Raw genomic sequence first — 26476 nt, 5'->3', positions numbered from 1 at the left:
CGCCGCCGGGGGTTGCCTCGCGTCCATGGGCGCGTATGGTGGGGCGTATGCATGAACGAGAATTGTGGGAGCTGGTGGAGGAGGTCTTCGGACGCGTCTACGGACGCAGCCTGTCCTGTGACCAACAGCTCACCAAACTGGATGGCATGACGGTCGTCAAGGCCCTCGCCGCCGGCGTTGAGCCGCGTGTCGTCTGGAACGTCCTGTGCGATCAGATGGACATCCCGGATTCGCGGCGCTGGGGTAAGGGCCACAAAGCGCCGCCGCTACCCGCGGCGTGACGGTTGCCGATAGAGTTATTCGAACATATGTTCGCATGGTGCGCTAGTGTGGAGCCGAGCCGAGCGTGAGGTTTCGATACGGCGTGTCGGAAGATGGGCCTTCGACCACCCCCGTCGGGGAACGGCATGGGCCGCCATCATTCGGATACCGTGTAAGGCATGGATCGAGTGGCGCGAGCCACGCATATAAGGAGTACAGATGGCACAGCAGACGAAAGCGGCGTCGAAGAGCGCCAACGGCGGCGCACAAGGGGCATCGGGTGTTGATCCACGTCGCCAGGCGGCCTTGGAGACCGCGTTGCAGCAGGTTGAGAAGAACTTCGGCAAGGGTTCGGCCATGCGCCTGGGCGACAAGCCCGCCCAGGATGTCGCGGTGATACCGACGGGTTCCTTGGCGCTCGACATGGCGCTGGGCATTGGGGGGCTTCCCCGTGGCCGCATCGTGGAGATCTATGGCCCGGAGTCCTCCGGCAAGACTACGTTGGCGTTGCATGCCGTCGCCAATGCCCAGAAGGCGGGTGGTGTAGCCGCCTTCATCGACGCCGAGCATGCCCTTGATCCCGTGTATGCCAGGCATCTTGGGGTTGATACGGATTCGCTCATTGTGTCGCAGCCCGACAACGGCGAGCAGGCGCTGGAGATCTCCGATATGCTCATCCGGTCCGGAGCGTTGGACATCATCGTCATCGACTCGGTGGCGGCACTGGTGCCGAAGGCCGAGATCGAGGGCGAGATGGGCGACAGCCACGTCGGGTTGCAGGCCCGTCTCATGAGTCAGGCCCTGCGCAAGATGACGGGCGCCCTCGCCCAGGCGGGCACCACCGCCATCTTCATCAATCAGTTGCGTGAGAAGATCGGTGTGTTCTTCGGCAGCCCCGAGACCACGACCGGCGGTAAGGCGTTGAAGTTCTATGCCTCGGTGCGTCTCGACATCAGGCGGATCCAGACTCTCAAGAACGGCGATGAGGCGGTGGGCAACCGCACGAAGGTGAAGGTCGTCAAGAACAAGATGGCGCCGCCCTTCAAGTTCGCTGAGTTCGATGTGCTCTACGGCGAGGGCATCTCCAAGGAGGGGTCGGTGCTGGACATGGCGTTGCAGTGCAACGTCGTGAAGAAGTCCGGTTCGTGGTTCACCTACGACGGTGATCAACTGGGACAGGGACGCGAAAACGTTCGTCAGTTCCTCAAGGATAACCCGGCGATCACCGAGGAGATCGAGCACCGGGTCAAGGTCGCATTCGGCATGATTCCGGCGGACGATCAGAGAGCCGACGGCGAGGAGGGCCAGGGCGACGGCAATGGTGATGGCAAGCATGACGGTTCGGACCCTTCGGTGAAGGACGTGGCCGGCAAGGGAGATTCATCCCGGACCTCCAAGGCCGCGCACTCCAAGGCCTGATATGCTCAGCGCCGAGGAATTCCTCAACCGGCATCCGCCGACCATAGCACCTCCGGTCCCGCCGGATGCGGTCGAACCGGTGGGATCCACCCCAACCGCAGACGGGGGAGTCGCGGACCGGTGCGCCGGTGCTGATGGCCATCATGAAGACGGTGGTGGCGACGCGGCGTCGGTACGGCGTGACCAGGGCATGCACGTCGCGTCGTTCGGCGCGGCGCCTCGTGACGATGACGCCCGTGAAGGCGGTGCTGCGTCGGATTCGAGACGTTTCGGACGCTCCAGACGCCCGGGGCACGCTGCACATGCCAAACGCCGTGGTCGGGACGGAGGGTTCGGCCGTGGCATTCGACGCCGGGACAACGGTCGTGGTCCAGCATTCACCAGGTCCGTCGATGATGCGAGGGCCGGTCGTGACGATGCCGCCAGCACGCGAGATGCATCGGGGGACGGAGCATCGAGGGACGATGTCGACGAGGTTCTGGAGCGGTGTCGTCAGGCCGCGTTGACTTTGTTGGATGCGGCACCGCGTGCCTCCGGTGCATTGCGGGACCGATTGCTCGCCAAAGGGCACGAGCAGGCCGTCGTGGATGACGTGATTGCGAGGCTGACGCGGGTCGACCTCCTTGATGATGAACGGTATGCCCGGACCCTGATCGGATACTGTGCGGATCGGATGTACGGGGAACGCGGGGTCATGCGCGAGATGCGCCGCAAGGGTGTTGGACGCGAGCTTGCCGAGCGTCTGGTGCGCGAAGCCGCCCAGGAGGGCGTGTTCGTCGATGCGGCCTGGGAATTGGGCCGTTCCATCGCGCAGAAGACCGAAGGTCTCGATCCCCAGGTCCGTCGGCGCCGATTCTGGAGCGCCGCCGGGCGTCGCGGTCATGATGTGGCGACGGTGCACGAAGTGCAGCACGGCATCTTCGATGCGCACTGATGTTGCGATGCGCACTGATGTTGCGATGCGCACTGGTGTTGTGGTGCACACTGACTCTGCGATGTGCACCGACTCCGTGTGCGCACTCACCGTGCGATATGCACTGAACCCCTGCGGGGCATCACCGATGACGAGGTCCCGGTCGGGGTCCGCGAAGTCCGATGCGACAAGACTCATGACAAGAGGACCGATATACAACGGATACAGGAAAAGAAGATGAGACCTCTTATACCCCGGGTTTTGTCATGTGTCGCCACATGGATGGCCATCCATCTCGACCTGACGTCGCCGCCAGGCTCTAGCAGCCTACCCGAAGGCGTGGGCGAGCAACCCCTGTCGACTTGCATCGACGTGCCTTCTGCTTGGCCTTGCTCCCGATGAGGCTTGCCGTGCGACCGACTGTTACCAGCGGCCCGGTGGTCTCTTACACCGCCGTTTCACCCTTACCCGACCGAAACCGGGCGGTCTGTTCTCTGCTGCGCTCTCTCTCAGGTCACCCTGGGCGGACGTTATCCGCCATCGTGCTCTGTGGAGCCCGGAAGTTCCTCAGCACACCGAAGTGTGCCGCGGCCATCAAGAGGTCTCAAAGAGCCAAGTCTACCAAGGATTTCACGAACCGCCCAAATCGGCGGAAACTCGGTATTCCTTCAGCGAGTTATCGGTTTGTGCGACGTTCCTCGGTTACAATGAAACCTACTTGGACGGTGAAGAAGCTGTCCGGCACCACGGCGGGAAACCGCCCGACATAAGGAGGTCCACATGGAAATCGTCGTCACCGGACGTCACACGCAGATCAGGCAGAAATTCCGTGATGTCGTAGAGAGCAAGATGAATCGTGTGACCGCCATAGCCCCCGACGCCCAGCGCGCGCAGATCGTGCTGACCCATGAGGGCAATCCGCGTCAGGCGGACACCGCGCGTCGCGTGGAGATCACCATCATCGCCGGCAGTACCGTGGTCAGGGCCGAGGCTTCCAGCACCGATGAGTTCAGCGCGCTCGACATGGCGCTTGACAAGCTCACGCTGCGTCTTCGCCGTACACGCGATCGCCGCAAGAACCATCGCCGTGGCTACATCAACCCCATGCCCGTCGATATGGGAGTCGCTACTCCCGTCGAGGACAAGACCTCGGACGAGGTGAACACCAGTCCCCAGGCTGCGGTGGCATCCGATCTGGGGCCGGGGGAGTCGGTGGAGGTCCAGGTCGGGGACACCCCGATCGTCATCCGTCGCAAGCTGCACATCGCCGAGCCGATGAGCATCGACGAGGCGCTGTACGAGATGGAGCTTATCGGGCACGACTTCTTCCTGTTCGTCAACAAGGAGACGAAGCGTCCTTCCGTGGTCTACCACCGTCACGGGTGGAGCTACGGCGTCTTCGAGATCGACACCCCGGAGAATGTCCGGAAGGATGACGAGGACTGAGGGATGCGGTCGGCGGGTGGTCGGATGAGCTGATCTGATCCCCGCGGACCCTTCCGAGGCTGTGCGCAGGATTGCGCAGCCCTTGTGTTCGGGGCCGGGACGGACATTCGTCCCGGCCCCGAACCATGCCCAAGATGCGTATGCCGACTCGGGTCGTAGCGGCCCAACCCCACGGCCTGTCCTGATATTGCGGTCGGGTAGGGGGAGCATCCGTGTCGTGGCGGTATAATCCTCAAGGCCGCGTACACTTGGACGAGGTTTGTGTCCGGTCGAACCAGGCTGGGTTATGCTCGTTTAATGACAAACGAACTAGGGAGCGAAACGTGGTAGATATCGTCGACAAGGCCCTTCGCATGGGCGAGGGACGCCAGATCAAGAAGCTTGGGGATGTGGCGCGGGCCGTCAACGCCCTCGAAGATGAGATTTCGGCGCTGAGCGATGAGGAGCTCAAGGGCCAGACCGCCAAGTTCCGGCGTCGGCTGGAAAACGGCGAGAAGCTCGACGATCTGATGCCTGAGGCGTTCGCCACGGTCCGCGAGGTGTCCAAGCGCACCCTGGGCCAGCGCCATTTCGACGTGCAGCTCATGGGCGGTGCGGCACTGCACTGGGGCAACATCGCCGAGATGAAGACCGGTGAAGGCAAGACCCTGGTCGCCACGCTGCCCGCCTACCTCAACGCGTTGAGCGGCGAAGGCGTGCACATCGTCACCGTCAACGACTACCTGGCGAGCTACCAGAGCGAGCTCATGGGGCGCATCTTCCGTTTCCTGGGCATGAACGTCGGTTGCGTCATCACCGATCAGAAGCCCCCGGTGCGTCGCAAGCAGTATGAGGCGGACATCACCTACGGCACCAACAACGAATTCGGGTTCGACTACCTGCGCGACAACATGGCCTGGGACAAGAACGAGCTGGTGCAGCGCGGCCACCACTTCGCCATCGTGGATGAGGTCGACTCCATCCTCATCGACGAGGCGCGTACCCCGTTGATCATCTCCGGCCCGGCCGAGGGTGACGTCACCCGCTGGTACCGCCAGTTCGCGCGACTGGTGCTCAAGCTCACCCGCGACGAGGACTACGACGTCGACGAGAAGAAGAAGGTCGTCGGCATCCTGGATCCGGGTATCACCAAGGTCGAGGACTTCCTCGGCATCGACAACCTGTACGAGCCCGACAACACCGCGCTCATCGGCTATCTCAACAACGCCATCAAGGCCAAGGAGCTCTTCCTGCGGGACCGCGACTACGTCGTCACCCACGGCGAGGTGCTCATCGTCGACGAACACACGGGCCGCATCCTGCCCGGCCGCCGCTACAACGAGGGCCTGCACCAGGCCATCGAAGCGAAGGAGGGCGTCGAGGTCAAGGCCGAAAACCAGACCTTCGCCACCATCACCCTGCAGAACTACTTCCGCATGTACGACAAGCTCGCGGGCATGACCGGTACCGCCGAAACCGAGGCCGCCGAGTTCATGGGCACCTACAAGCTCGGTGTGCTGCCGATCCCCACCAACAAGCCGATGATCCGCAAGGACAAGGACGATCTCATCTTCCGTACGAAGAAGGAGAAGCTCACCGCGATCGTCAAGGATGTCGCCACCCGCCACCATGCGGGACAGCCCGTCCTGCTGGGCACCGCCTCCGTCGAATCCTCCGAGGTCGTCTCCTCGTTGCTCGACGTCGCCGGAATCGATCATCAGGTCCTCAACGCCAAGCAGCATGCCAAGGAGGCCTCGGTCGTCGCCGTCGCCGGTCGCAAGGGCGCCGTCACGGTCGCCACGAACATGGCTGGTCGAGGCACCGACATCATGCTCGGCGGCAACGTCGAGTTCCTGGCCGACCAGAAGCTCAAGTCCGAAGGATATTCGCCCGAGGACACGCCGGAGGAGTATGAGAGCCGTTGGCCCGGCACCCTCGCGCAGATCAAGGCGCAGGTCAAGGACGAACACGAGGAGGTCGTCAAACTCGGCGGTCTCTATGTGCTCGGCACCGAACGCCACGAGTCGCGGCGCATCGATAATCAGTTGCGTGGCCGTTCCGGCCGTCAGGGCGATCCGGGTGAATCCCGGTTCTACCTGAGCCTCGAGGATGACCTCATGCGCCTGTTCAACACGCAGCTGGTCGCCAGGGTCATGTCCAAGGGCATGCCCGAGGGCGAACCGATCGAGGCCAAGAGCGTGTCGAAGGGTGTGCGCGCCGCGCAGAAGTCCGTCGAGTCGCGCAACTTCGAGATTCGTAAGAACGTCCTCAAATACGACGACGTCATGAACAAGCAGCGCACCGTCATCTACGCGGAGCGCCAGGCGGTGCTCAAGGGCGAGGACATCCATGAGGATATCCTGCGATTCATCGCCGATACGGTCGAGAGCTACATCAAGGGGGCCGACAACGGTTCCGAGAAGCCCGCCGATTGGGACTTCGAGGGACTGTTCAAGGCCTTGGCCGCGGTCTACCCGATTTCGTTGGATCTCGAGGAGACCCGCAACGCCACGCTGCCGTTGAAGCACGGCGAGAAGGCCGTCGAAGGATTGCGCGACCGCATCGTCAAGGACGCCGAGGCCCAGTACGCCTCCATCGAGGAGACGATCGGCAAGCAGGGTCTGCGCCAGCTCGAACGACGTGTGGTGCTGGCGGTGCTCGACCGCAAGTGGCGCGAACACCTCTACGAGATGGATTACCTCAAGGACGGCATCGGCCTGCGCGGCATGGGTCAGCGCGATCCGTTGGTCGAGTACCAGCGCGAGGGCTACCAGATGTACAACTCGATGATCGAGGCGATCAAGGAGGAGAGCGTGCAGCTGCTCTTCCACGTCGACGTCCAACAGGTGGCCGCCAACCAGGATGAGGACAGCGAACGCGATGAGGATGAGGCCGTCGATCAGGCCGAGGCCGTGATGGGCATCGCCTCCCAGGCTGGGGAACAGGGTTCCACAGCCGAGGATGTCGAAACCTCCGCCTCCGATGGCGAGGAGAACGGTGTGAAGACGACGGTCGCCCCGGCACCGGCGGGTCCCGAGCCGATGAGCCACGCCGATGGCAAGGTGCCTGCGGACAAGCGTCCCAAGAGCGAGGAACTGAGCACGCCGTGGGCGGATGGTCGCGTCTTCCCGGGCACCTCGAAGAACGCGCCGTGCCCATGTGGGTCGGGGCGCAAGTACAAGATGTGCCACGGTCAGAACGAGCGCTGAACATTTCGGGAGCGGCGCTGAACGCGAGGGCGTCGTCTGCGCTCCGGTGATTGGGCCGGGTGCGTGAGGTGATGCCGCCCGTGGATGTACGTGCATGATGGCGTGAGCGGGGTTCGTCCCCGCTCACGCCATCGTCGCGTTCGGCGTCACCATATGGGACGGTGGCGGTGGGTGTGATCATCGCGGGTTATGGTGTGTGAACAACACCATGCACGCGGGGCCCAACGCCCGGCGCGCTCATCGAGGGAGGGCCGATGGCCGAGATTACGTGGAAGTCGATTCTGCTGAAGTTGGTCGGTGGGGATCACTTGGATTTCAACGAATCTCGATGGTATGTGGACGCCCTCATGCAGGGTGATGCGAATCCGGCGGCGGTGGGTGCGGTGCTCGCCACGCAGCAGCAGTTGGGGCTCACCTCGCCCGAAGTGGCGGGGGCGGCCGAGGCCATGGTGCGACACGCTGTGCCTCTGCACGTCGACGGTGAGACGACCGATATCGTCGGCACCGGTGGCGACGGTGCCGCCACGGTGAATCTCTCCACCATGGGGGCCGTGGTGGCCGCCGCCTGTGGCGTGCGCATCGTCAAGCACGGCAACCGCGCAGCCTCTTCGCAGTGCGGCGCCGCGGATGTGCTTGAGGCCATGGGGCTGCCCCTCGATCTTTCGCCTGAGCGGGTCGCGCGAATCGGCAACGAGGTGGGCATCACGTTCGCCTACGCCAAGACCTTCCATCCCGCCATGCGGTTCGTCGGCCCCGTGCGTTCGGCGCTCGGCATCCCCTGTGTGTTCAACGTATTGGGCCCATTGACCAATCCCGCCCGGCCGAGTCATGTCGCCATCGGCTGCGCCAACCGTGAACTCAGCCCGTTGATGGCCGGCGTGTATGCTGGCCGTGGTCAGAGTGGCATGGTCTACACTTCGCATGAAGGGCTCGACGAGATGGCCCCGACCGGCCCGGTGAGCATCTGGGAGATCGCCGATGGCACGGTGCGTGAAACCGAATTCGATCCGGTTTCGCAACTGGGACTCGAACCCGTGGCCATCGCCGATTTCAAGGGCGGCAAGCCTGCGGTGAACGCCGATATCTTCCGTCGGTTCCTGGCGGGGGAGCCGGTGCCCTCGCGATCCACCGCATTGCTCAATGCCGCTTCGGCCATCGTCGCCGATGGTCATTTGGTCGGCGACGGCGATCTGCACGACCGCTTCGTCAAGGCCTATGCGCTGGCCGAACAAGCCGTGGATTCCGGTGCCGCAGTGCGGAAATTCGACGCGTGGATCGCCGCGGCGCAAACCGACTGATGCCCCATGTGTGTGGGGCTGCCCGCACCATCGACGTCACATGCCCGTGTCAGACGCGCGAACCGTCGTCGGAATAGTCGGTACGCGTCTGGGTATGGCCGCGATGCCCGATGATGAGTCCGGCGCCTCCCAGGAGCGCGCAGGTGCCGAACACCGTGCCGAGCAACCCCGTCCATGACGGCACCGGGGTCGAGAGGATGACGCCGAGCACACCTACGACCAGCAGTATCCAGAACACCAGCGTCGTCGTTTTGACATGGCCGATCGTGGGATTCGGGGGTACGAAATCGTCGCCGAACCGGTCCATGACGTCATCGGTGTCCAGCCAACTCGATCCGGTGAAATCCCGAGGTCCCGCGCCCGCATGCGCCGCGTCGTCGGTGAAGGCGCCGTTATCCAGGTCGTTCACGGACAACAGCGCCTTCTTCTCCTGGCGTTTGGCATGGTGTTCGAAACGTTTGGCCTCGCGGGACCGGGCGATGTCGTCCAGATCGTGGGCGTGGTCGCGTTCGAAATCGCTCCACAGGGCATCGTCGTCATGCCCTGCACCGTCCTGCGTTGGACGGTCATGCTCGTCATTGCTATTGTTGGGGTCGGTCATAGGCAACACTGTAATCGAGGTGCTGTAGAAGCCGACGTCGTCATGGGGCGACGTCCGATGAAAGGACTGCACGTGCTCTACTGGTTGTTCGTCAAAGGGTTGGGGCCGCTGGCGCGCTGGCGCATCGATCCGCAGGCCAAGGGTGTGTCGAATATCCCCAGCACCGGCGGGGCGATCATTGCGGCGAACCATCTGGCCGTCATTGATGACGCCCTCATCCCGTTGACCTGCCCGCGCATGGTCCATTTCATGGGCAAGGCCGAATACTTCGAAGGCAAGGGGATCAAGGGCCGGTTCAAAAAGTGGTGGTTCACGTCGGTCGGCGTCTTCCCCGTGGATCGATCCGGCGGCTCGAAGTCCCTGGGGGCGCTGGCGCACGCCCGCGGGATACTCGAGCAGGGCAAACTGTTCGGTATCCATGTGGAGGGCACGCGCAGCCCGGATGGACGCCTGTACCGGGGCCATGCGGGAGCCGCGAAACTCGCCATGGAGACCGGGTGCCCGATCGTCCCCACCGCCATCATCGGCAGCAGGGAATTGCAGCGTCCCGGTCAGGTCATCCCCGCCAAGGGGCATGCCATGGTGATCTACGGCGCTCCCATCCTCGTCAAACGCCGCGCCCCCGAGCAGATCACCCACGAGTCCCTGCGTGAACTCACGGATCGCGTGGTGGCCACCATCGGGCGCATGAGCGGTCAGGAATACGTCGACGAATACGCGCAGAAGGTCAAGGCCCGACTCAAGGCCGAGGCGGCCGCCAAGGCTGCAGCCGACGTCGGCGCCACTGCCGGGTCATCGTCCGAAGCCCGGTCGTAGTCCGGGTTCGATCAACGGGTCACACCACCGTCAGGGTGATGACCGTGGCCGTGCCGTGCTCATCCCGCAGACGCGTCCTGCCCTGGGCGCTTTGTTGCCGGATGAGATGCAGGATGGGAGTGCCTTCCACTTTCACCGTGAACCCCAATGCCTCGAGTTTGCTGCGCGCCGCGCTGGGGGTCGAGCCCACGACGCTCGGCACATCCGCCGTTTCCGGGCCGGTGGATACCACGGCCTGGACGGCATCACCCCAGTGCAGTTGCGTGCCTTTCGCCACGGAGACCGAAATGATCGATCCGGCGTCGACCGAGTCGCTGTGCTCCTCCGTGTAGGACACACGCAGCTTCGCATCATCCAGCGCCGCCTGGGCGTCCTCGCGTCGGCGGCCCACGATGTCGGGCATGCTCACCGGCATCGGCCCCTTGGAAAGGGTGACGGTGACGGGTGCACTGTGCTTGAGCGTGGTCCCCGGTTTCGGATCGACGCTGACCAGGGCTCGTTCCGGGAGGTTCTGGCTGTAAGGGTCGCGACCGGCGGTATGGCGTATGTTGCTGAATCCGGCGCGTTTGAGGGCGGCCAGGGGATCCCTGCCCGATTCGGTCGTGGGGTCGTCGATGTCCTGGGGAATGGTCGCCATGCGCACGCCCTTGGAGACGATGACATCGATGGCGTCGCCGCCGCGCCTGCTGAGATGGGCTCCCACATGACTCGGGGTGCTCGACACGATGTCGCCCGAGGTGACGGTGTCGCTGAACGCGCGCGATACGCGGTACGGGATGCCCGACACCTTGAGGGTGGATTCGTACGCGGCCCATCCGGCCCCGGTGAGCGTGCACGGCCGTTCGTCGACGCACGCCACGTCAGTGGGACGGGGGACCGTGCGATAGCTTCCCGGACCTCGCAGATACCACCACACCGCGGATGCCGCCGCTGCCAGCACCACGAGGACTGCCGCCATTACCGCCGCCAGCGTCGTCGTCGGCAGCCGGCGACGCGAGGTTCTCGATGGCGTGTCGGTCGATGCCTGCGAGCCCTGTGTCGATGACATGCGGGTGAGGCGTGTCGTCGCATGGCCTCGGGCAAGTCCGTAGCCCGCATCCGTGAAACTCTGCGTTCTGGTGCCGTTCGAGGCGTGGCCGCGGTCGCGGTTACTCAGGCGGCGGGGTGCACCAGACGGGTCTGTCTCGGTCCGGTCAGTGTCGCTTCCGTCAGTGTCGCTTCGGTCGTTGCCGAGATGCCGGGTGAGGAACGCGTCGAACGATGCGGTTGGGGAGACCTGGTCGTCGGACTCCTCGCCGTCCCGCATCGGTCGTGGTTCGTCGGCGCCGGAGGATGGCGACAGCGTATCGGTGTCCGTGGCGTTCACCGTGGCGTTCACCGTGGCATTCACGGCGGCATGGTTCGACGACGGCGGGGAGGGCGGTGTCCGTGTCGACGTGGCTGTGGTGTCCGAGGTGGTGCCCCGTGCAGTGCTCGGGATGGCGGTTTGGCGGGCCTCGGTGGATATGGCGGTCGGTGTGGTCGAAGTGGATGCAGCCTTCGGTGTGCCGGGTGTTGGAGCAGCCGGGGCAGGTGTGTGCGGTCGTGCCGGATTCAGGGGGCCAACGACCGCCAGACTCGCCGGATCCCTGCGGTATCCCCAGGCGGTGGTGTCGAGTCGGGTCATGAGTTCGTGCAGGTCCTGGTGGGCGACCACGGCGTCGGCGGGACGTTGCGCAAGGTCGCGGGCGGTGAGACGCGAGAGGAACCGTGCCACCGAGGGGTCCACCCCGGGGCAGCGGGTCTGCACTCCGGGGACGTCCTCGTGCACGTGTTTGAACACCATGGTCACTGGGTTGCTGGTGGGGAACGGCACCTCTCCGGCCAGCATTTCCCAGCCGACGATGCCTACGGCGTATAGGTCGCCCTGCGGCGTGCCCCGGTTCTCGGCGATCATTTCGGGGGCCAGATACGAGGCGGTGCCCAGCAGCATACCGGTCGAGGACAGGGTCTCCTGCGAGATGGCCTTGGCCAGTCCGAAATCGGTGATCTGCACGTGGCCACGGTCGTTGATCAGGAGGTTCTCGGGCTTGATGTCGCGGTGGATCACCCCGGCGCGATGTGCTGATGCCAGGCCGTCGAGCGTCTCAAGGAGGATGCGCAGCGTCTCGCGCACGCTGAACGTGCGCTGGGTCCGCATCGCCTGACGCAGCGTGACCCCGTGGACGTATTCCATCACCAGGTAGCCCAGGCCCTTGTATTCGCCGGTGTCGTAGACCTGGACGATGTGGGGGTTGGCGATTGAGGCGGCCGAGCGCGCCTCGCGGTGGAACCGCTCCACGAACTGGTCGTGGTGGGGACCCTGGGCCAGCTGTCGGTGCATGACCTTCACCGCGACGGTGCGGCCGAGGCGTTCATCGACCGCCTGGTAGACCGTGGCCATGCCGCCATCGGCGATGCGCGCGACGATGCGGTAGCGGTGGTCGATGCTGCGCCCCGCCGGCGCGTCTGCGACTTGTGTCATGGTGCTCTATGCGGTCCTCGTCTTCAGGAATGCTCGGTGTTCAGTCTACATGCCGCCGTTGTGTTCCGGTGGGGTCCTGGTGCCGTGGGTGGGATGGCCGGGATGCGCCGTTCTTGGTACGACACGCGAGCATGCGTGTGACAGTGCGTCGATCGTCTCCGTGGCCAGGCCGCTGTCGCGCAAGGCCTGGACGCTGTCGTCCAGCAGGGCGTCGATTCTGCATCGGGACGAGTCGATCGCCCCGGTGTCCTCATAGATGGCCATGACAGTCGTGATGGTGTCCTCGTCGCGGGCTTCGCTCGTGAAAGCGTGCGCCAGATAGGCCCGCGTCGGTTCATCGGCCAGATTCAGGGCATCGGCAAGCAGCACCGTGCGTTTACCCTCGCGGATGTCGCCGCCCGTGGGTTTGCCGGTGCGGGCGCTGGAACCGACGATGTCGAGCAGGTCGTCGTAGAGCTGGAAGGCGAGCCCCAGGGGAGCGCCCACCGTGCGGGCGAGTCGCCGTGCCCGTACCGGTTCCATGCCGCCGGCCAATGCGCCCAGTTCCAACGGCGCCACGGCCGTGTAGCTCGCCGTCTTCCAATGGTCGACGTCCACGGCCGCTGTCACCAGATCCTTCGGGGAGTCCAGAGGCATTCGTTCCAGGGACAGGTCGAGCATCTGACCGATCTCCACGGCGTGCTGCATGTCGAGGAAGGCCCGGGTTCCCGCTTCCGTGTTGGGCAGGTGCGACAGGGCTTCATGGGCTATGGCGACGCTGGCCGTGGCGAGCGTGTTGCCGAGCATCAGCGCCAGCCCCGATCCCTGGCGTCGGTCCGCCATGACATCGCTCAGGTGTCGGTGGGCGCTGGGGCGACCGCGGCGCACGGCCGATTCGTCGATGATGTCGTCGTGGATCAGGGCCGAGGTCTGGTACACCTCGATCGCGCAGGCGAGGTCGAGCATCGACCGGTCGGCGGTTGCGGAGCCATCTGACATCGCGTGGCCCTGGTCCGCATTTTGGGCCGCACAGGATATGGCGTGGAAGGCGTCGTACGCGAGCAGCGCCCTGATGCGTTTGCCCCCCGCGCTCGACCCGAGGGCCTCCTCGCGCACCGTGCGCAGGGTGGTCGTGCCGTTGCCCAGGCGGGACACGGTGTCCGGATCATGGAGGAATGATGCGAGCAGCGCCATCATGCGCTGTTCGATGTCGTGGGCGGTGGGATGCGGGTTCATAGCTACGAGTAAGGCACGGCACGGCGACAAATCGGTGGTCCGTCGGGGCGTGCGGGGAAGCGCGACCCGAGGCCACCGTTTATCCACAGTCGTCCGAACCGCAGCGGGTGCGTGGGCGGTCTGGGCCACAGTGGTCCCATGGGGTCGATACCGGCACCACCCGGGATGGGATTCAGAGGTGTGCTGCATGGGGAACGCCCGTGTATGGCGGCCTATCGCATGGGTCGCATTGCTAAGAAAGGGGGCAATGGTATGGAATCCAGGCACTGGGAGGACCTCGAGTCACGGTTGAGGCGGGACCGGGAACGCATCGGCATCGCGCTCGCCGACGAGCGGTGGGTCCGTGAGGCGTTTCGAGCATGGACGCACCATCTGCGCTGTGACGGCGGTACGCTGTCGCATGACCATGAGGATGCCCTGGCGGTGGGCATGGGGGTGTCCCTGGCGATCCGTGACGCCCTCATCGTGTCACTGGTCTCCGGACCGGAGGGCTGCGATGAGCGGCGGATGGTCGCCTTCGCTTCGAGGCCGCACGATCCGCCGAATGTACGGGTGATGTATCGGATATTGCGTCGTGCCTTCGACGATGAGGATGCGGTCCTCGATGTGGACCGGTGCCGTCGTGGGCTCGTCATGATCGATGGCATCATGTCCCGAGTCCCCGGTCGGCTACGGGCGCAACCCATGGCGTTGAGCGGCTACATCCATTGGTGGATGGGGGAGAAGCGGGGCTTGGGGCTGGCGCGTGCGGCGCTGGCCATCGATGGGACCTGTTCGCTCGCGGCCATCGTCACCTCAGCCTATGATCGCGACATCTTTCCCGCCAATGCCGTTGCCCGGAGCACCGGTCGAACGGGGTGATGGTGCGGTGATCGGGTGACGGATGGTGGGGCCGTCGACGAACCTCCGGGAATAATCGTCCCATGAACGTGGTTAACTCCTATAGTTGACGATTTGCCCTTGCCAGAACTACGCCCTTGTGGTATGCGCGGTGCGGCGGGAACGACCAGGAGGATAGTTTGCCCACTAAGGAAACGACGGCTACGACGGAACAGGCTGATCAGACCAAGAGCCCGGCCTCCACGGAGCGTACGGCGAAGGGGAGCACGAGGCGTTCGACGGCCAAGAGTGCGGCGGTCAAGAGTGTGACCACGTCCTCGGCGGAAGGCTCCGAAGCGCAAGGGCCGACGGCGAAGAAGAAGACGGCGTCCAAGACGTCCTCGAAGAGCCCGTCGTCGAAGAAACGCGTCGGTGCCGCGAAGCGCGGTAAGGATCAGGAGGCCGCAACGAAGTTTTCGGATGAGACGCAAACCGAGTCGGAGGATGACGCATCGTCTACGAAGCAGGCCAAGCCGAAGGCGACGGCCAAGCCCAAGACCGCGACGGGGCGTAAGCGTACGAAGCGGTCCCATGATGCCGGGGTTGAGAATCACGGGGTGCATGCCCATGACGACGAGGACGACGGTGAGGATCACGGCGACGACGACAACGAGCCGATCGATCTCGATGACGCCGATACCGATGACGATCACGACGATGACGGGGACCCCCGGGACGATGATTCCGATGACGCCGACGACGAACGGCATATCAAGGAATCCGAGGCGCCGAAAGCCAAGGGGGCCTTCGTGGTCCGCGATGACGACGATGACGAGAACGTCACGCCGTCGGGCAATCCCAAGCGGCGCGTGATCGCGGCGGGCGCCACCGCCGACCCCGTCAAGGACTATCTCAAGCAGATCGGTCGCGTCAGCCTGCTGAACGCCGAGCAGGAGGTCGACCTTTCCGAGCGCATCGAGGCTGGATTGTTCGCCCAGCATCTGTTGGACACCGAGTCCGAGCACATGGAGTTCAAGCGCAAGCGCGAGCTCAAATGGGCGGCCAACGATGGTAAGAAGGCCAAGGACCACCTCCTCGAGGCCAACCTGCGTCTCGTGGTCTCCCTGGCCAAGCGGTACACCGGTCGCGGCATGCTGTTCCTCGACCTCATCCAGGAGGGCAACCTCGGCCTGATCAGGGCGGTCGAGAAGTTCGACTGGAAGAAGGGCTTCAAGTTCTCCACCTATGCGACGTGGTGGATCCGCCAGGCCATCACCCGCGCCATGGCCGACCAGGCCCGCACGATTCGAGTGCCCGTCCACATGGTTGAGGTCATCAACAAGCTCTCGCGCGTGCAGCGCCAGATGCTCCAGGATCTGGGCCGCGAACCCACGCCCGACGAACTCGCCCGCGAGCTCGACATGCCCGTGGAGAAGGTCCAGGAGGTCCAGAAGTACGGCCGCGAGCCGATCTCCCTGCATACCCCGCTCGGCGAGGACGGCGATTCGGAGTTCGGCGACCTCATCGAGGACACCGACGCGATCGCGCCTTCCGATGCCGTCGCCTTCTCACTGCTGCAGGAGCAGTTCAAGCAGGTGCTGGAAACGCTCTCCCCGCGTGAGGCCGGCGTCATCAAGATGCGCTACGGCCTCGAGGACGGCCAGCCCAAGACGCTCGACGACATCGGTCGCGTCTACGGCGTCACCCGCGAACGCATCCGGCAGATCGAATCCAAGACCATGTCGAAGCTTCGCCACCCCTCCCGCTCGCAGACCCTGAGGGACTTCCTCGATCAGTGATCCGGCGCCCGTCGCACCGATCAGCGTTCGTTTCCGGCTCCTCGTCGCACCAGGCGGCGCGGGGCCTTCCGATGTGAGGACCATCAATCATGACTGACAATTACAGCGCCAAGAACCTCTCCGTGTTGGAGGGGTTGGACGCCGTGCGCAAGCGTCCCGGCATGTACATCGGCACCACCGACAGCCAGGGTCTCATGCACTGCCTGTGGGAGATCATCGACAATGCGGTGGACGAGGCCCTGGCCGGGGCCTGCGACCGCATCACGGTCACCCTCCACGAAGACGGATCCGTCGAGGTGGCCGACAACGGCAGGGGCATCCCCGTCGACGTCGAACCGAAGACCAAGCTCACCGGTGTCGAGGTCGTGCTCACCAAACTGCATGCCGGCGCGAAGTTCGGCAATGATTCCTACCACGCCGCCGGCGGCCTGCATGGTGTGGGGTCATCCGTGGTCAACGCCCTGAGCTCCCGTCTCGACGTGGAGGTCGACCGCAACGGCAAGACCTATCACATGGCGTTCCACCAGGGGCATCCCGGCGTCTACCGCGACGAGGATACGCAGAACCCGTCGCCCGACGCGCCGTTCAAGCGCACCCGCAAGAACAAACCCACCGAACTCGAGGTCATCGGCAAGGTCACGGCGAAGACCACCGGCACGAGGGTGCGCTACTGGGCCGATCCCGACATCTTCAACGACACCGCGCGATTCAGTTACGAGCAGTTGATCGACCGCGTGCGTCAGACCAGCTTCCTGGTGCCGGGCCTCAAGATCACCGTGATCGACGAGTCCATCGCGCCGACCGGCGACGTGAATGTCGACGACATGCTCGAAGTGGATGGGCCGGACGCTTCACCGCGTGCCGATGTCGATGACCCGGCGACGCCCGCAGACGTGGACGATGACGCATCCGTGCGCCTCGCCGGCGTGGGGGAGAGCCCGCGGTCGAGCCACAGGCGTGTCGAGGAATTCCAGCACAACGGTGGCGTGAAGGATTTCGTCGACTACCTTTCCCATGGCGAACCGGTCAGCGGCATCTGGCATATCACCGGCACGGCCAACTACAAGGAGGAGACCCAGGCGGTCGATGCGAACGGTGACCTGCACGCCGAACACATCACCCGCGAATGCGGCGTGGATATCGCATTGCGTTGGATCAACGGCTACGACACGACGATGCGCAGCTTCGTGAACGTCGTGGAGACGCCGGGCGGCGGTATGCACGTCGACGGATTCCTGCAAGGCCTCACCCGGCAGGTGCGCAAGATGGTGGAGGAGAACGCGCGGCGCTACAAGGTGAATCTCAAGGATTCCGGCACCCGCATCGAACGCGACGACATCCTGTCGGGTCTGGTCGCCGTGGTGACCGTCCGAATCGCGGAGCCCCAGTTCCAGGGGCAGACCAAAGACGTCCTGGGCACCGCCCCCGTCAAGGGGATCGTGGCGCGGATGACCGACAAGCAGTTCGGCGAGATGATCTCCGGCTCCAGGCGGGGCTTCAAGGAGCAGTCCGGCCGGGTGTTGGAGAAGATCACCGGTGAGATGCACGCCCGCATCCAGGCGCGTAAGACCAAGGAGGTCACCCGGCGTAAGAACGCGCTCGAATCCGCTTCGATGCCCCCCAAGCTCTCCGACTGCCAGCCGGGCAACGACGACATCGCCGAACTGTTCATCGTCGAGGGCGACTCCGCACTGGGCACGGCGAAGGCGGCGCGCAACTCGTCGTTCCAGGCCCTGCTGCCCATTCGTGGCAAGATCCTCAACGTGCAGAAGGCCTCGTTGGCGCAGATCCTGGCAAACAAGGAATGCTCCGCCATCATCCAGGTCGTCGGCGCGGGGTCGGGCGCCAACTTCGATATCGAGCAGGCCCGCTACAACAAGCTCATCATGATGACCGACGCCGACGTGGACGGGGCGCACATCCGCATCCTGCTGCTCACCCTGATCTACCGCTACATGCGTCCGCTCATCGAATACGGCCACGTCTACGCCGCCGTGCCGCCGCTGCACCGCATCGCGCTTGCGGGCTCGCACAAGGGTGAGTACATCTACACGTATTCCGACGACGAACTCGCCGGCAAGATCGAGCAGTTGACGCGCGAGAAGATCGATTTCAATCCCGAAGTGCAGCGCTACAAGGGCTTGGGCGAGATGGACGCCGATCAGCTCGCGGATACGACCATGGATCCACGCACCCGCATGCTGCGGTGCATCCGGATGGAGGACGCGGCGCAGGCCAGTGACGTGTTCGGCTTGCTTATGGGCGACGACGTACCGCCGCGCAAACGGTTCATCATCGACAACGCCGACGACTTCGACCGCACGAAGATCGATACCTGATCGGCGCGTGGCGGCGTGGAGGTCCTCGTGGCCGTCCGCGTCATCGGCGCGAGGCCGTCTGGTTGGGTCGCCGGGTGCCTGCCTAGTTGGCCGTCCGACTGGCTGCTTGCCGGGCCTCCGGCTTTGTCGGCCGTTCGCGGCAGGTCTGACCCAACCGGCGCGAGAGCGTGATGGGGTCGAGCAGTTCGTCGAGTGTGGCGGCGGGAAGATCGGTGCGTTCGCCGGCGACCTCACGCACCGTCCGGCCGCTCTCCACCGCCGCCTGTGCGATGGCCATGGAGTGCTCGTAGCCGATGCGGGCGTTGAGCGAGGCGGAGATGGAGGGCGAGCGCAGGGCGTGGTCCCGCCCGACGGCGATGTGCACGGTGATGCCCTCGACGCAGCGCATGCGGAACATGTCCATCGCGTTGATCATCAGGGTCATGCCCTCAAGCAGTGAGTGGATGATCACCGGCTCGAAGGCGTTGAGCTGGAGCTGACCCTCGTTGGCCGCCCACGTCACGGTCGTATCCATGCCGAACACCATGAAGCAGCACTGATCCACGCATTCGGGGATGACGGGGTTGATCTTGCCGGGCATGATGCTGCTGCCCGCCTGGCGGGCCGGCACGTCCAATTCGTCGAATCCGGCGCGGGGTCCGGAATTGAGCAGACGCAGGTCGTCGGCGGCCTTCTTGAGATGCATGGCCAGCGTCTTGAGCGCCGCCGCGGTCTCGAGGAACATGCTCGTGTCCGTCACCGCCGCGATGGGATCGGGCGCCGCGGTCATCGGCAGCCCAGTGTCCACGGCGAGATGGCCCACGGCCGCGTTCCTGAAGCGCAGGTCGGCGCAGATGCCGGTGCCGATGGCGGTGGCGCCGAGGTTGACCTGGCAGAGCCGGGGGATGAGCGCTTCGAGCGCCTGCCAGTCCGATTTGAGGAAGCTGGCGAACGCGTGGAACTCCTGGCCGAACGTCATGGGGACGGCGTCCTGGAGTTGGGTGCGGCCGATGGTCACATCGTGGATGTGCCGGTCGGCGAGGTCGTGGAACGATCGGGCGAGCCGCTGGCATGCGATGATGAGCGGGTGGATCTCGTTGATGATGGCCAGGTGGCACGCGGCCGGATACGTGTCATTCGTCGACTGCGAGGCGTTGACGTCGTCGTTGGGGTGCAGGGCGGCGTAATCGCCCCGTGGCCGGCCTGCGAGCTCCAGTGCCCGGTTCGCGATGACCTCGTTCATGTTCATGTTCGTCGACGTGCCCGCGCCACCCTGCAGCGGGTCGATGGGGAACTGGTCACTCAGCGCCCCGCCCTCGATCTCGAGGCATGCCGTGACGATGTGATGGGCCTTGTCCGCCGTGATGATGCCGAGCTCCTCGTTGGCCTGCGCACAGGCGCGTTTGACGGTCGCGTAGGCGCGGATGAGCTGCGTGTGCTGCGCGTCGTGCATGCCTGAGACCGTGAAGTTGCCTACGGCACGCAACGTGTGGATGCCCCAGTAGGCGGTGGCAGGTACTTCGAGCTGCCCGATGCAGTCGTGTTCGAGACGGGTGGCGGGCATCCCGGAGCCGTGGTCCGCCGTGTGGCCTTCGGCTGCCGGTATCGTGTGCTCATGGGTCATGGTGTGTTCCTCTCGTTGTTCGCTGTCGTCTACTGTAGGTGTCTGTGAGTCGAATGGCCGCGGTGTGGCGCGATGGTGCATACCGGTGGGGTGGACGGGAGCGATGCCGTCTCTCGTTGCCTATTGGACCACCGTGGTTTGTCTGACCCAAGGATAGAGGAGTTGTGATGACGGGTGTGTTGCTTGCGGTGATTTATTTCGCCTTCGTCAGTTTGGGATTGCCCGATGGGCTCCTTGGTGCGGCGTGGCCGACGATGGGACCCGCTCTCGGGGTACCGGTGTCCTGGGCCGGGGGCATCTCGACGGTGATCTCCCTGGGCACGATCGTCTCCGCGCTGATGTCGGATCGTATGACGTTGCGTTTCGGCGTCGGGCGGGTCACGGCGTGTTCCGTCGCCACCACGGCGGTGGCGCTCATGGGGTTCTCGTGGTCCTCCGCGTACTGGATGCTCCTCGTGTGCGCCGTGCCCTATGGTCTGGGGGCCGGCGGCGTCGATGCCGCATTGAACAACTATGTGGCCGTCCATTACGCCAGCAGGCATATGAGCTGGCTTCACTGCATGTGGGGTGTCGGCGCCTCCGTGGGGCCCTACGTCATGTCCCTGGCGCTCACCGACGGCCACGGGTGGCCATGGGGGTATCGGGCCATCGGCGTCATCCAGATGGTGTTGACCGCGGTGCTGCTCTGTACCCTGCCGTTATGGCGTGGGCGGGTCGTATTAGCCCCGGGCGCACAGCATGAGGAGGATACCCGAAAAGCGGGTGATGCGCCGGAGGGGACCGCTTCTACGACCGCACGGGGGAGGGCGCAATCGCGCGGCGCCCATCCCATGGGACTCGCACAGGTCATGGCCATCCGCGGTGTCGCACCGACCATCGCGATGTTCTTCTGCTATTGCGCTCTGGAAACGACCACCGGGCTGTGGGCGGGCAGCTATATGGTGCAGCAGCGCGGCGTCGATCGGGCTGTGGCGGCGGCCTGGGTGGCCTTGTTCTTCGTCGGCATCACCGTGGGCAGGGCCGTGGGGGGACTGCTCACCCTGTGGTGCGATGACCCGACCATGATCCGCCTGGGTCAGGCCATCCTGGGGTGCGGCCTGCTGCTCATGATGATTCCGGCGTCTCAACATGGCTGGACCCTGGCCGGGCTCGGGCTCGTCGGACTCGGTTGCGCCCCCATCTACCCGAGCATCATTCACGCGACCCCCGGATATTTCGGTGAGGAGCGATCCCAGTCAATCGTCGGTGTCCAGATGGCGGGGGCCTACACCGGGTCGTTGATCGTGCCTCCGGTCTTCGGTCTGATAGCGCAGCGTGTTACTCTCGCTTGGTTCCCGTGGTGCCTGCTCGCGTTGTTGGTGGTCATGGTGCTGTTGCATGAGCGATTGCGGCGAACCGTGGGCTCCGGTCGGCGTGCACTGTCATAATCGAACATATGTACGCATGCATGGACCGGTTCGCCCCAACGACGAGGGACTGGTTCGAGTCGGCGTTCGGCGAGCCGACGGCGGTCCAGCGCGAGGCGTGGCCGGCGATCGCCTCGGGCAATAACGTGCTGCTCATCGCCCCCACCGGATCGGGCAAGACGTTGGCGGCGTTTCTTTCGTCGATCGACGGGCTGATGGGGCACGGAGCCCGGCCGGAATCGGATGCGAGCGTGTCCGGCGTGAAGGTGCTCTACGTCTCGCCGCTCAAGGCGCTGGCCGTCGATGTGGCCAGGAATCTCACCGCGCCTCTGGACGGCATCGCCGCGCAATGCCGTCGTCGTGGCCTGCCGGCGCCGGCGATTCGTGTCGCCACACGCAGCGGCGACACCCCGCCACGCGAGCGCCGCGCCATCGCGTCGCACCCGCCGGACATCCTCGTGACCACCCCCGAATCGCTCTATCTCCTGCTCACCTCGAGGGCCTCGAAGGTGCTCGCTTCGGTGCATACCGTGATTCTGGACGAGGTGCATGCGCTCGCCGGGTCGAAGCGCGGCGCCCATCTGGCGCTCAGTCTTGAGCGGCTCGAAACGCTGTCCGCGCATCCGATACAGCGCATCGGATTGTCCGCAACGGTCCGGCCCGCTGAGGAGGCCGCGCGGTTCATCGGAGGCGGGCGCCCCGTCACCATCGTGGAACCGAAGTCGGCCGCGCCCATGGCGCTGCGTGTCGTGGGCGTCGAGAACGAACGCGGACCGGTCGGTGACGCTGTGGTTGGTGCGACGGCGGGTGGTGCGACGGGCGATGCCGCTTCGGACTCCGTGTGGCCCCTCATCGAACGCGGCGTGCTCGATGAGGTGCTTCGACACCATACGACATTGGTGTTCGTGAACTCCCGTGGCTTGGCGGAGAAGCTCACCGCACGGCTCAACGACCTGTACGCCGGGGCCGTGTTGGGGCATGACGCGGTGAAGGGGTACGGCAATGCGTTGCATGTCGATTCGGTCGTCGGTTCGACCACCGCTCTGGTGGGGTCGCATGACGACGGTGACGCCATCGCGATGGCCCACCACGGTTCGGTGTCCAAGGACCGGCGCAAACGCATAGAAGAAGATCTCAAGCACGGCCGTCTGCGGTGTGTCGTGGCCACGAGCAGCCTCGAGCTGGGCATCGATATGGGGTCGGTCGATCTGGTGATCCAGATAGCGCCGCCCTTCTCCGTCTCCTCGGGTCTGCAGCGTGTGGGCCGCGCCGACCATCAGGTGGGCGGCATCTCCCACGCTCTGTTCTATCCGATCACACCCCGTCACCTCCTCGCCCTCGGGGCGACGATCGAAGCCATGCGGGCCGGGGCCATCGAGCCGCTGCGGGTGCTGCGCAACCCGCTCGATGTCCTCGCCCAGCAGACCGTCGCCGCGGCGGCCATGGCGAATCTCGATCCCGACTCGTGGTATGCGCTGGTCCGTCGGTCCGCGCCCTTCGACCACTTGGACCGCACGTCGTTCGATGCGGTGATCGGCATGCTGACCGGCGCCTACGATGCGGAGGATTTCTCCGCGTTCCGCCCGCCGTTGGCCCGTGATCGCGACAGCGGTGCCATCGTCGCGCGACCGGGGGCTCAGCGGCTCGCCGTCACCTCCGGCGGCACCATCCCCGACCGGGGCCAGTACAGCGTGGTGATCCCGCAGGACGAGGGGAGTACGGGGCCAAGGAGGGTCGGCGAACTCGACGAGGAGATGGTGTACGAATCCCGTGTGGGGGATGTGATCACCTTGGGGACCTCGACCTGGCGGATCCAGCAGATCACCCATGACCGCGTCGTCGTCATGCCCGCCCCGGGTGCGACCGCGCGCCTGCCGTTCTGGCATGGTGAGGGGCCGGGCCGTGACGCCGGTTCAGGCGAGGCGCTGGGATCCTTCATCAGGGCGTTGTCCCGAGCATTGTGTGACACCGCGTTGCATGACAGTGCGTTGGATGACACCGCGTTGCGTGGCAGCACGTCCGACGGTTCCGGTGTGTTGCCGCCCGCGCCCCGATTCGAAGCGCCGACGCTGGACCGTCTGCATGCCGACGGCATGGATGATCAGGCGATCTCGACGCTGGCCGGGTTGCTCGATCGGCAGCGACAGGCCACGGGCAGGGTGCCCGACGACCGCACGCTCGTGGTGGAGCGTTGCCCCGACGAGCAGGGGGACTGGCGCGTGATCCTGCATTCCCCCTACGGGCGCAGGGTGCATGAACCATGGGCGCTCGCCATCGCGCACCGGCTCAGCGCCCGGTACGGTTTCGATGGCCAGTGCCACGCGGCCGATGATGGCATCATCCTGGTGCTGCCGCAGGAGGATGGTGCGATTTCGGACGACGAACTGTTCCTCTTCGACGAATCCGAATTGCAGCGCGATGTCGAGGAGCAGGTCGGCGATTCGGTGCTGTTCGCCGCGACGTTCCGTGAATGCGCCGCCCGCTCCCTGTACATGCCCCGCACGAGTCCGGGCAAACGGGTGCCGTTGTGGCAGCAGCGCCTCAGGGCCGCGCAGCTGCTCGCCGCGGCCAGGAAACGCCGTAACTTCCCCCTGATCTTGGAGACGGCCAGGCAGTGTCTGCAGGATGTGTACGACATGCCCGCCCTGAAGCGGGTCATGGGGCGTCTGCGGCGCGGCGACATCAGGCTGTTCGGCGCGACCACGGCCACGCCGTCGACGTTCGCCGACGACCTCCTGTTCGGATTCGTGGGTGCGGTGATGTACCAGTACGATGTCCCGCAGGCGGAGCGGAGCGCCGCGCTGCTGTCCATGGACGCCGAAGCGCTCGAACGGCTCATCGGCACCGATCACATCGCCGAGGTGCTCGATCCCGACATCATCGATGAAGTGGCCGGAGAACTCGGACAACGCGTCTTCTGGAACGAACTGGACGAGGCCGACGTGCCCGGTCGCATCAGCCGATACGCCAAAACCCACGGGCCGTTCACCGCGGACGCCTGATCGCCGATCTGCGGGTCGACGCTGCCGTGGCCGTGCACGAGCTTGACGCGTTGCGGGCGAAGGGCGATCTCATGGTGGGGCGGTTCACCCCGGATGCACGGGTCGACCAATACCTGCATCGCGAGGTGTTCCGCCGCATCCGCGCCCGCTCCCTGGCCAAGGCCCGGCGTGCGGTGCGGCCCGTCGACGCGTCCGTCATCCAACGCTTCGTGATCGAGCGCCAAGGCGTCGGCCCCGTCGGCGCGGAGCGTCACGAGGACATGGACGGGCTGCTGCGCGTCATCGAGCAACTGGAAGGGGTGTTTCTGCCCGCGGCTTTGTGGGAGGGATCGGTCTTCCCGGCGCGACTGCGTGACTATGAGCCTATGATGCTCGACGCCGCGCTGGCGTCAGGCGATGTGGTGTGGGTGGGGTCGTCGCCCACCGGCGACGGCCGTACCGGCGACATCGCGTGGTTCCTTGCGGATTCCCCACTGCTTCCGGCCCGGGAGCAGCATGCAGACGATGACGGTGGCGAGGGCGCCGTCGAAGTCACGAACGAGCGTGGGCATGAGGTCCCGGCCGGGCGTGCGAAGGCAGTCACGACCAGAATTTCGCCGCCGTCGACAACGGCAACAACGCCAAGTACAAGGCCAACCACAACGATCCTAGAGGATGCGCTGATGTCGGCGCTGTCGCGCGGCGGTGCCTATCCGATTGCCCGGCTGGTCGAGCTGGCCACGAGGTACGCGGCCGACCACGATCACGGAGCAATGGCGGGTTCCCCGACTCCGGACGCGACAGGAATCGACCAGGAGGAGTGGGGTCGTGCCCTGTGGGCACTGGTGTGGCGGGGAAGCGTCACCAACAGCTCCTTCGCACCCGTGCGCATGCGTGCTTCGATGGTCGAGCCTAGCCGTGCCTCCGGTCCGGGCGTGCACGGTGGGGGATATGGAGCCGGGGGGTACGGAGCCGGGTCCTACCGTGGTCGACGGCTGCGTCGGTCAGGCCGTCCCTGCAGTGATCGGGCGTACGGCGTCGCGCGGGCCTTCAGTCGCTGGCATGGCGATCTGGGCGGGCTGTGGTCGATGACGGGGCCGGGGAGTGCGGGCGTCGAGGAACGCCTCGTGGCCCTGGTGGAGTCGATGCTCGACCGGTACGGTATCGTGGCGCAGCCGCTTGTCGAGAAGGAAGCGGTGCCCGGTGGATTTTCGTCGCTGTACCCCGTCCTGCATGGCATGGAAAACGCCGGCGTCCTGCTCCGCGGCATGTTCGTCAAGGGATACGGGGCCTCGCAGTTCGCGCGCCGCGACACCATCGACGACTTGCGGCGCGTGGCGAGTGCCGGGATTCACGACGACGATGACCATGCATCGCATGATCCGGTGGTGCTCGATGCCCGCGATCCCGCGAATCTCGCCGGATGGGGCGTGCCCTGGCCCGAGGATCGCGGCGACGGCCGCGTACGGCCCACGCATCGGACCGGTGGCATGGTGGCGTTCGTCGCCGGTGCCCCGGTGCTCTTCGCTGCGCCTTCGGCCCGACACTTGCTCGGTTTCGTGGGGAATACGCCATCGGGGGATGGGTCGGCGGAACAGGGCCATGGATCCCACGACGCATTGCGCGGCGACAACTTGGCGGCGGCGGTGCGCGAGGTGGCGCTGACCGCGGTGCGGTCGGGTCTGCGCAACGTGACCTTCCGCGATATCGACGGGGCCCCTTTCGATATGCGCAATCCCGCGACGGGACGTATGCGTGAGGCCGGCTTCACGCCGGGGCCCCAGGGGATGACGTGGTACCGCTGAGCCGTGTGTCAGTGAGACCACGTGACGAGACGCCACACGGCCGCATCACCACCCGCGTGGTCCT

Annotated in this window: 14 protein-coding genes, 1 other RNA gene and 3 pseudogenes; 13 read left to right on the top strand and 5 right to left on the bottom strand. The window is 65.3% G+C overall.

The annotated features are described in order from the left end of the window. Positions 1 to 47 precede the first annotated feature (47 nt). The 3 genes from BMON_RS04440 (at position 48) to BMON_RS10655 (ending at position 2614) form a co-directional block, all read left to right on the top strand. Complete coding sequence (locus BMON_RS04440; protein WP_033511157.1) at positions 48 to 281, top strand: DUF3046 domain-containing protein; 234 nt, start codon at positions 48 to 50, stop codon at positions 279 to 281. 199 nt (positions 282 to 480) lie between these two features. After that, positions 481 to 1680, top strand: coding sequence for a recombinase RecA (gene recA / locus BMON_RS04435; RefSeq protein ID WP_033511155.1), 1200 nt, complete (start codon positions 481 to 483; stop codon positions 1678 to 1680). A 1-nt stretch (position 1681) separates the two neighbouring features. Continuing rightward, positions 1682 to 2614, top strand: coding sequence for a regulatory protein RecX (locus tag BMON_RS10655; RefSeq protein ID WP_237745326.1), 933 nt, complete (start codon positions 1682 to 1684; stop codon positions 2612 to 2614). A 213-nt stretch (positions 2615 to 2827) separates the two neighbouring features. Here the strand turns inward: BMON_RS10655 and rnpB are convergent. After that, positions 2828 to 3200: RNase P RNA component class A (rnpB, locus tag BMON_RS09260), an RNA gene on the bottom strand. 173 nt (positions 3201 to 3373) lie between these two features. Here rnpB and hpf point away from each other — a divergent pair. From hpf to trpD, 4 genes and pseudogenes are all read left to right on the top strand, one after another. Beyond that, positions 3374 to 4039 (top strand): ribosome hibernation-promoting factor, HPF/YfiA family, encoded by a 666-nt coding sequence (gene hpf, locus BMON_RS04425; RefSeq protein WP_033511153.1) that lies wholly within the window; start codon positions 3374 to 3376, stop codon positions 4037 to 4039. Positions 4040 to 4362: 323 nt separating this feature from the next. Further along, positions 4363 to 6874: pseudogene (secA, locus tag BMON_RS04420) on the top strand (preprotein translocase subunit SecA); the annotation flags it as partial. A 170-nt stretch (positions 6875 to 7044) separates the two neighbouring features. Beyond that, positions 7045 to 7227, top strand: a pseudogene (locus tag BMON_RS10765) (SEC-C metal-binding domain-containing protein); the annotation flags it as partial. A gap of 254 nt (positions 7228 to 7481) precedes the next feature. Then, positions 7482 to 8525: an anthranilate phosphoribosyltransferase gene (gene trpD / locus BMON_RS04415; protein ID WP_033511150.1), complete on the top strand. Its 1044-nt coding sequence runs from the start codon at positions 7482 to 7484 to the stop codon at positions 8523 to 8525. A gap of 49 nt (positions 8526 to 8574) precedes the next feature. Here trpD and BMON_RS04410 read toward each other — a convergent pair whose 3' ends face one another. Continuing rightward, a complete protein-coding gene (locus tag BMON_RS04410; RefSeq protein ID WP_033511148.1) occupies positions 8575 to 9126 on the bottom strand; it encodes a hypothetical protein in 552 nt (183 codons plus the stop codon). Positions 9127 to 9198: 72 nt separating this feature from the next. Between BMON_RS04410 and BMON_RS04405 the strand changes: the two genes are divergently transcribed. Then, the gene (locus tag BMON_RS04405) at positions 9199 to 9942 is read left to right on the top strand and encodes a lysophospholipid acyltransferase family protein (RefSeq protein WP_033511358.1); all 744 of its coding nucleotides are present in this window, start codon (positions 9199 to 9201) and stop codon (positions 9940 to 9942) included. A 19-nt stretch (positions 9943 to 9961) separates the two neighbouring features. Here BMON_RS04405 and BMON_RS04400 read toward each other — a convergent pair whose 3' ends face one another. Together BMON_RS04400 and BMON_RS04395 are read right to left on the bottom strand one after the other, a co-directional pair. Then, on the bottom strand, positions 9962 to 12445 hold the full coding sequence (locus tag BMON_RS04400) for a Stk1 family PASTA domain-containing Ser/Thr kinase (protein ID WP_033511146.1): 2484 nt from the start codon (positions 12443 to 12445) through the stop codon (positions 9962 to 9964). A 45-nt stretch (positions 12446 to 12490) separates the two neighbouring features. Continuing rightward, positions 12491 to 13660, bottom strand: a complete 1170-nt coding sequence (locus BMON_RS04395; protein WP_152595690.1) for a polyprenyl synthetase family protein — start codon at positions 13658 to 13660, stop codon at positions 12491 to 12493. Between the two features lie 252 nt (positions 13661 to 13912). Between BMON_RS04395 and BMON_RS04390 the strand changes: the two genes are divergently transcribed. The 3 genes from BMON_RS04390 (at position 13913) to BMON_RS04380 (ending at position 18617) form a co-directional block, all read left to right on the top strand. Continuing rightward, positions 13913 to 14521, top strand: coding sequence for a hypothetical protein (locus tag BMON_RS04390; protein ID WP_051917884.1), 609 nt, complete (start codon positions 13913 to 13915; stop codon positions 14519 to 14521). Positions 14522 to 14679: 158 nt separating this feature from the next. Beyond that, positions 14680 to 16278 carry an RNA polymerase sigma factor gene (locus BMON_RS04385; RefSeq protein ID WP_033511143.1) on the top strand — a complete coding sequence of 533 codons (1599 nt, stop codon included), beginning with the start codon at positions 14680 to 14682 and terminating at the stop codon, positions 16276 to 16278. A gap of 89 nt (positions 16279 to 16367) precedes the next feature. Next, positions 16368 to 18617: a DNA gyrase/topoisomerase IV subunit B gene (locus BMON_RS04380; RefSeq protein ID WP_033511141.1), complete on the top strand. Its 2250-nt coding sequence runs from the start codon at positions 16368 to 16370 to the stop codon at positions 18615 to 18617. 82 nt (positions 18618 to 18699) lie between these two features. Here the strand turns inward: BMON_RS04380 and BMON_RS04375 are convergent, their stop codons facing one another. Next, positions 18700 to 20160, bottom strand: coding sequence for an aspartate ammonia-lyase (locus BMON_RS04375; protein WP_051917899.1), 1461 nt, complete (start codon positions 20158 to 20160; stop codon positions 18700 to 18702). 227 nt (positions 20161 to 20387) lie between these two features. Here BMON_RS04375 and BMON_RS04370 point away from each other — a divergent pair, with 227 nt between their 5' ends. Both BMON_RS04370 and BMON_RS04365 read left to right on the top strand, forming a co-directional pair. Beyond that, complete coding sequence (locus BMON_RS04370) at positions 20388 to 21647, top strand: MFS transporter (RefSeq protein WP_033511139.1); 1260 nt, start codon at positions 20388 to 20390, stop codon at positions 21645 to 21647. A gap of 8 nt (positions 21648 to 21655) precedes the next feature. Beyond that, a pseudogene (locus BMON_RS04365) lies at positions 21656 to 26412 on the top strand (DEAD/DEAH box helicase). Positions 26413 to 26476: the final 64 nt, after the last annotated feature.

Origin of the sequence: Bifidobacterium mongoliense DSM 21395 (genome assembly GCF_000741285.1) — a bacterium.
Classification (GTDB): domain Bacteria; phylum Actinomycetota; class Actinomycetes; order Actinomycetales; family Bifidobacteriaceae; genus Bifidobacterium; species Bifidobacterium mongoliense.
This window is presented reverse-complemented; position numbering and strand designations above follow the sequence as displayed.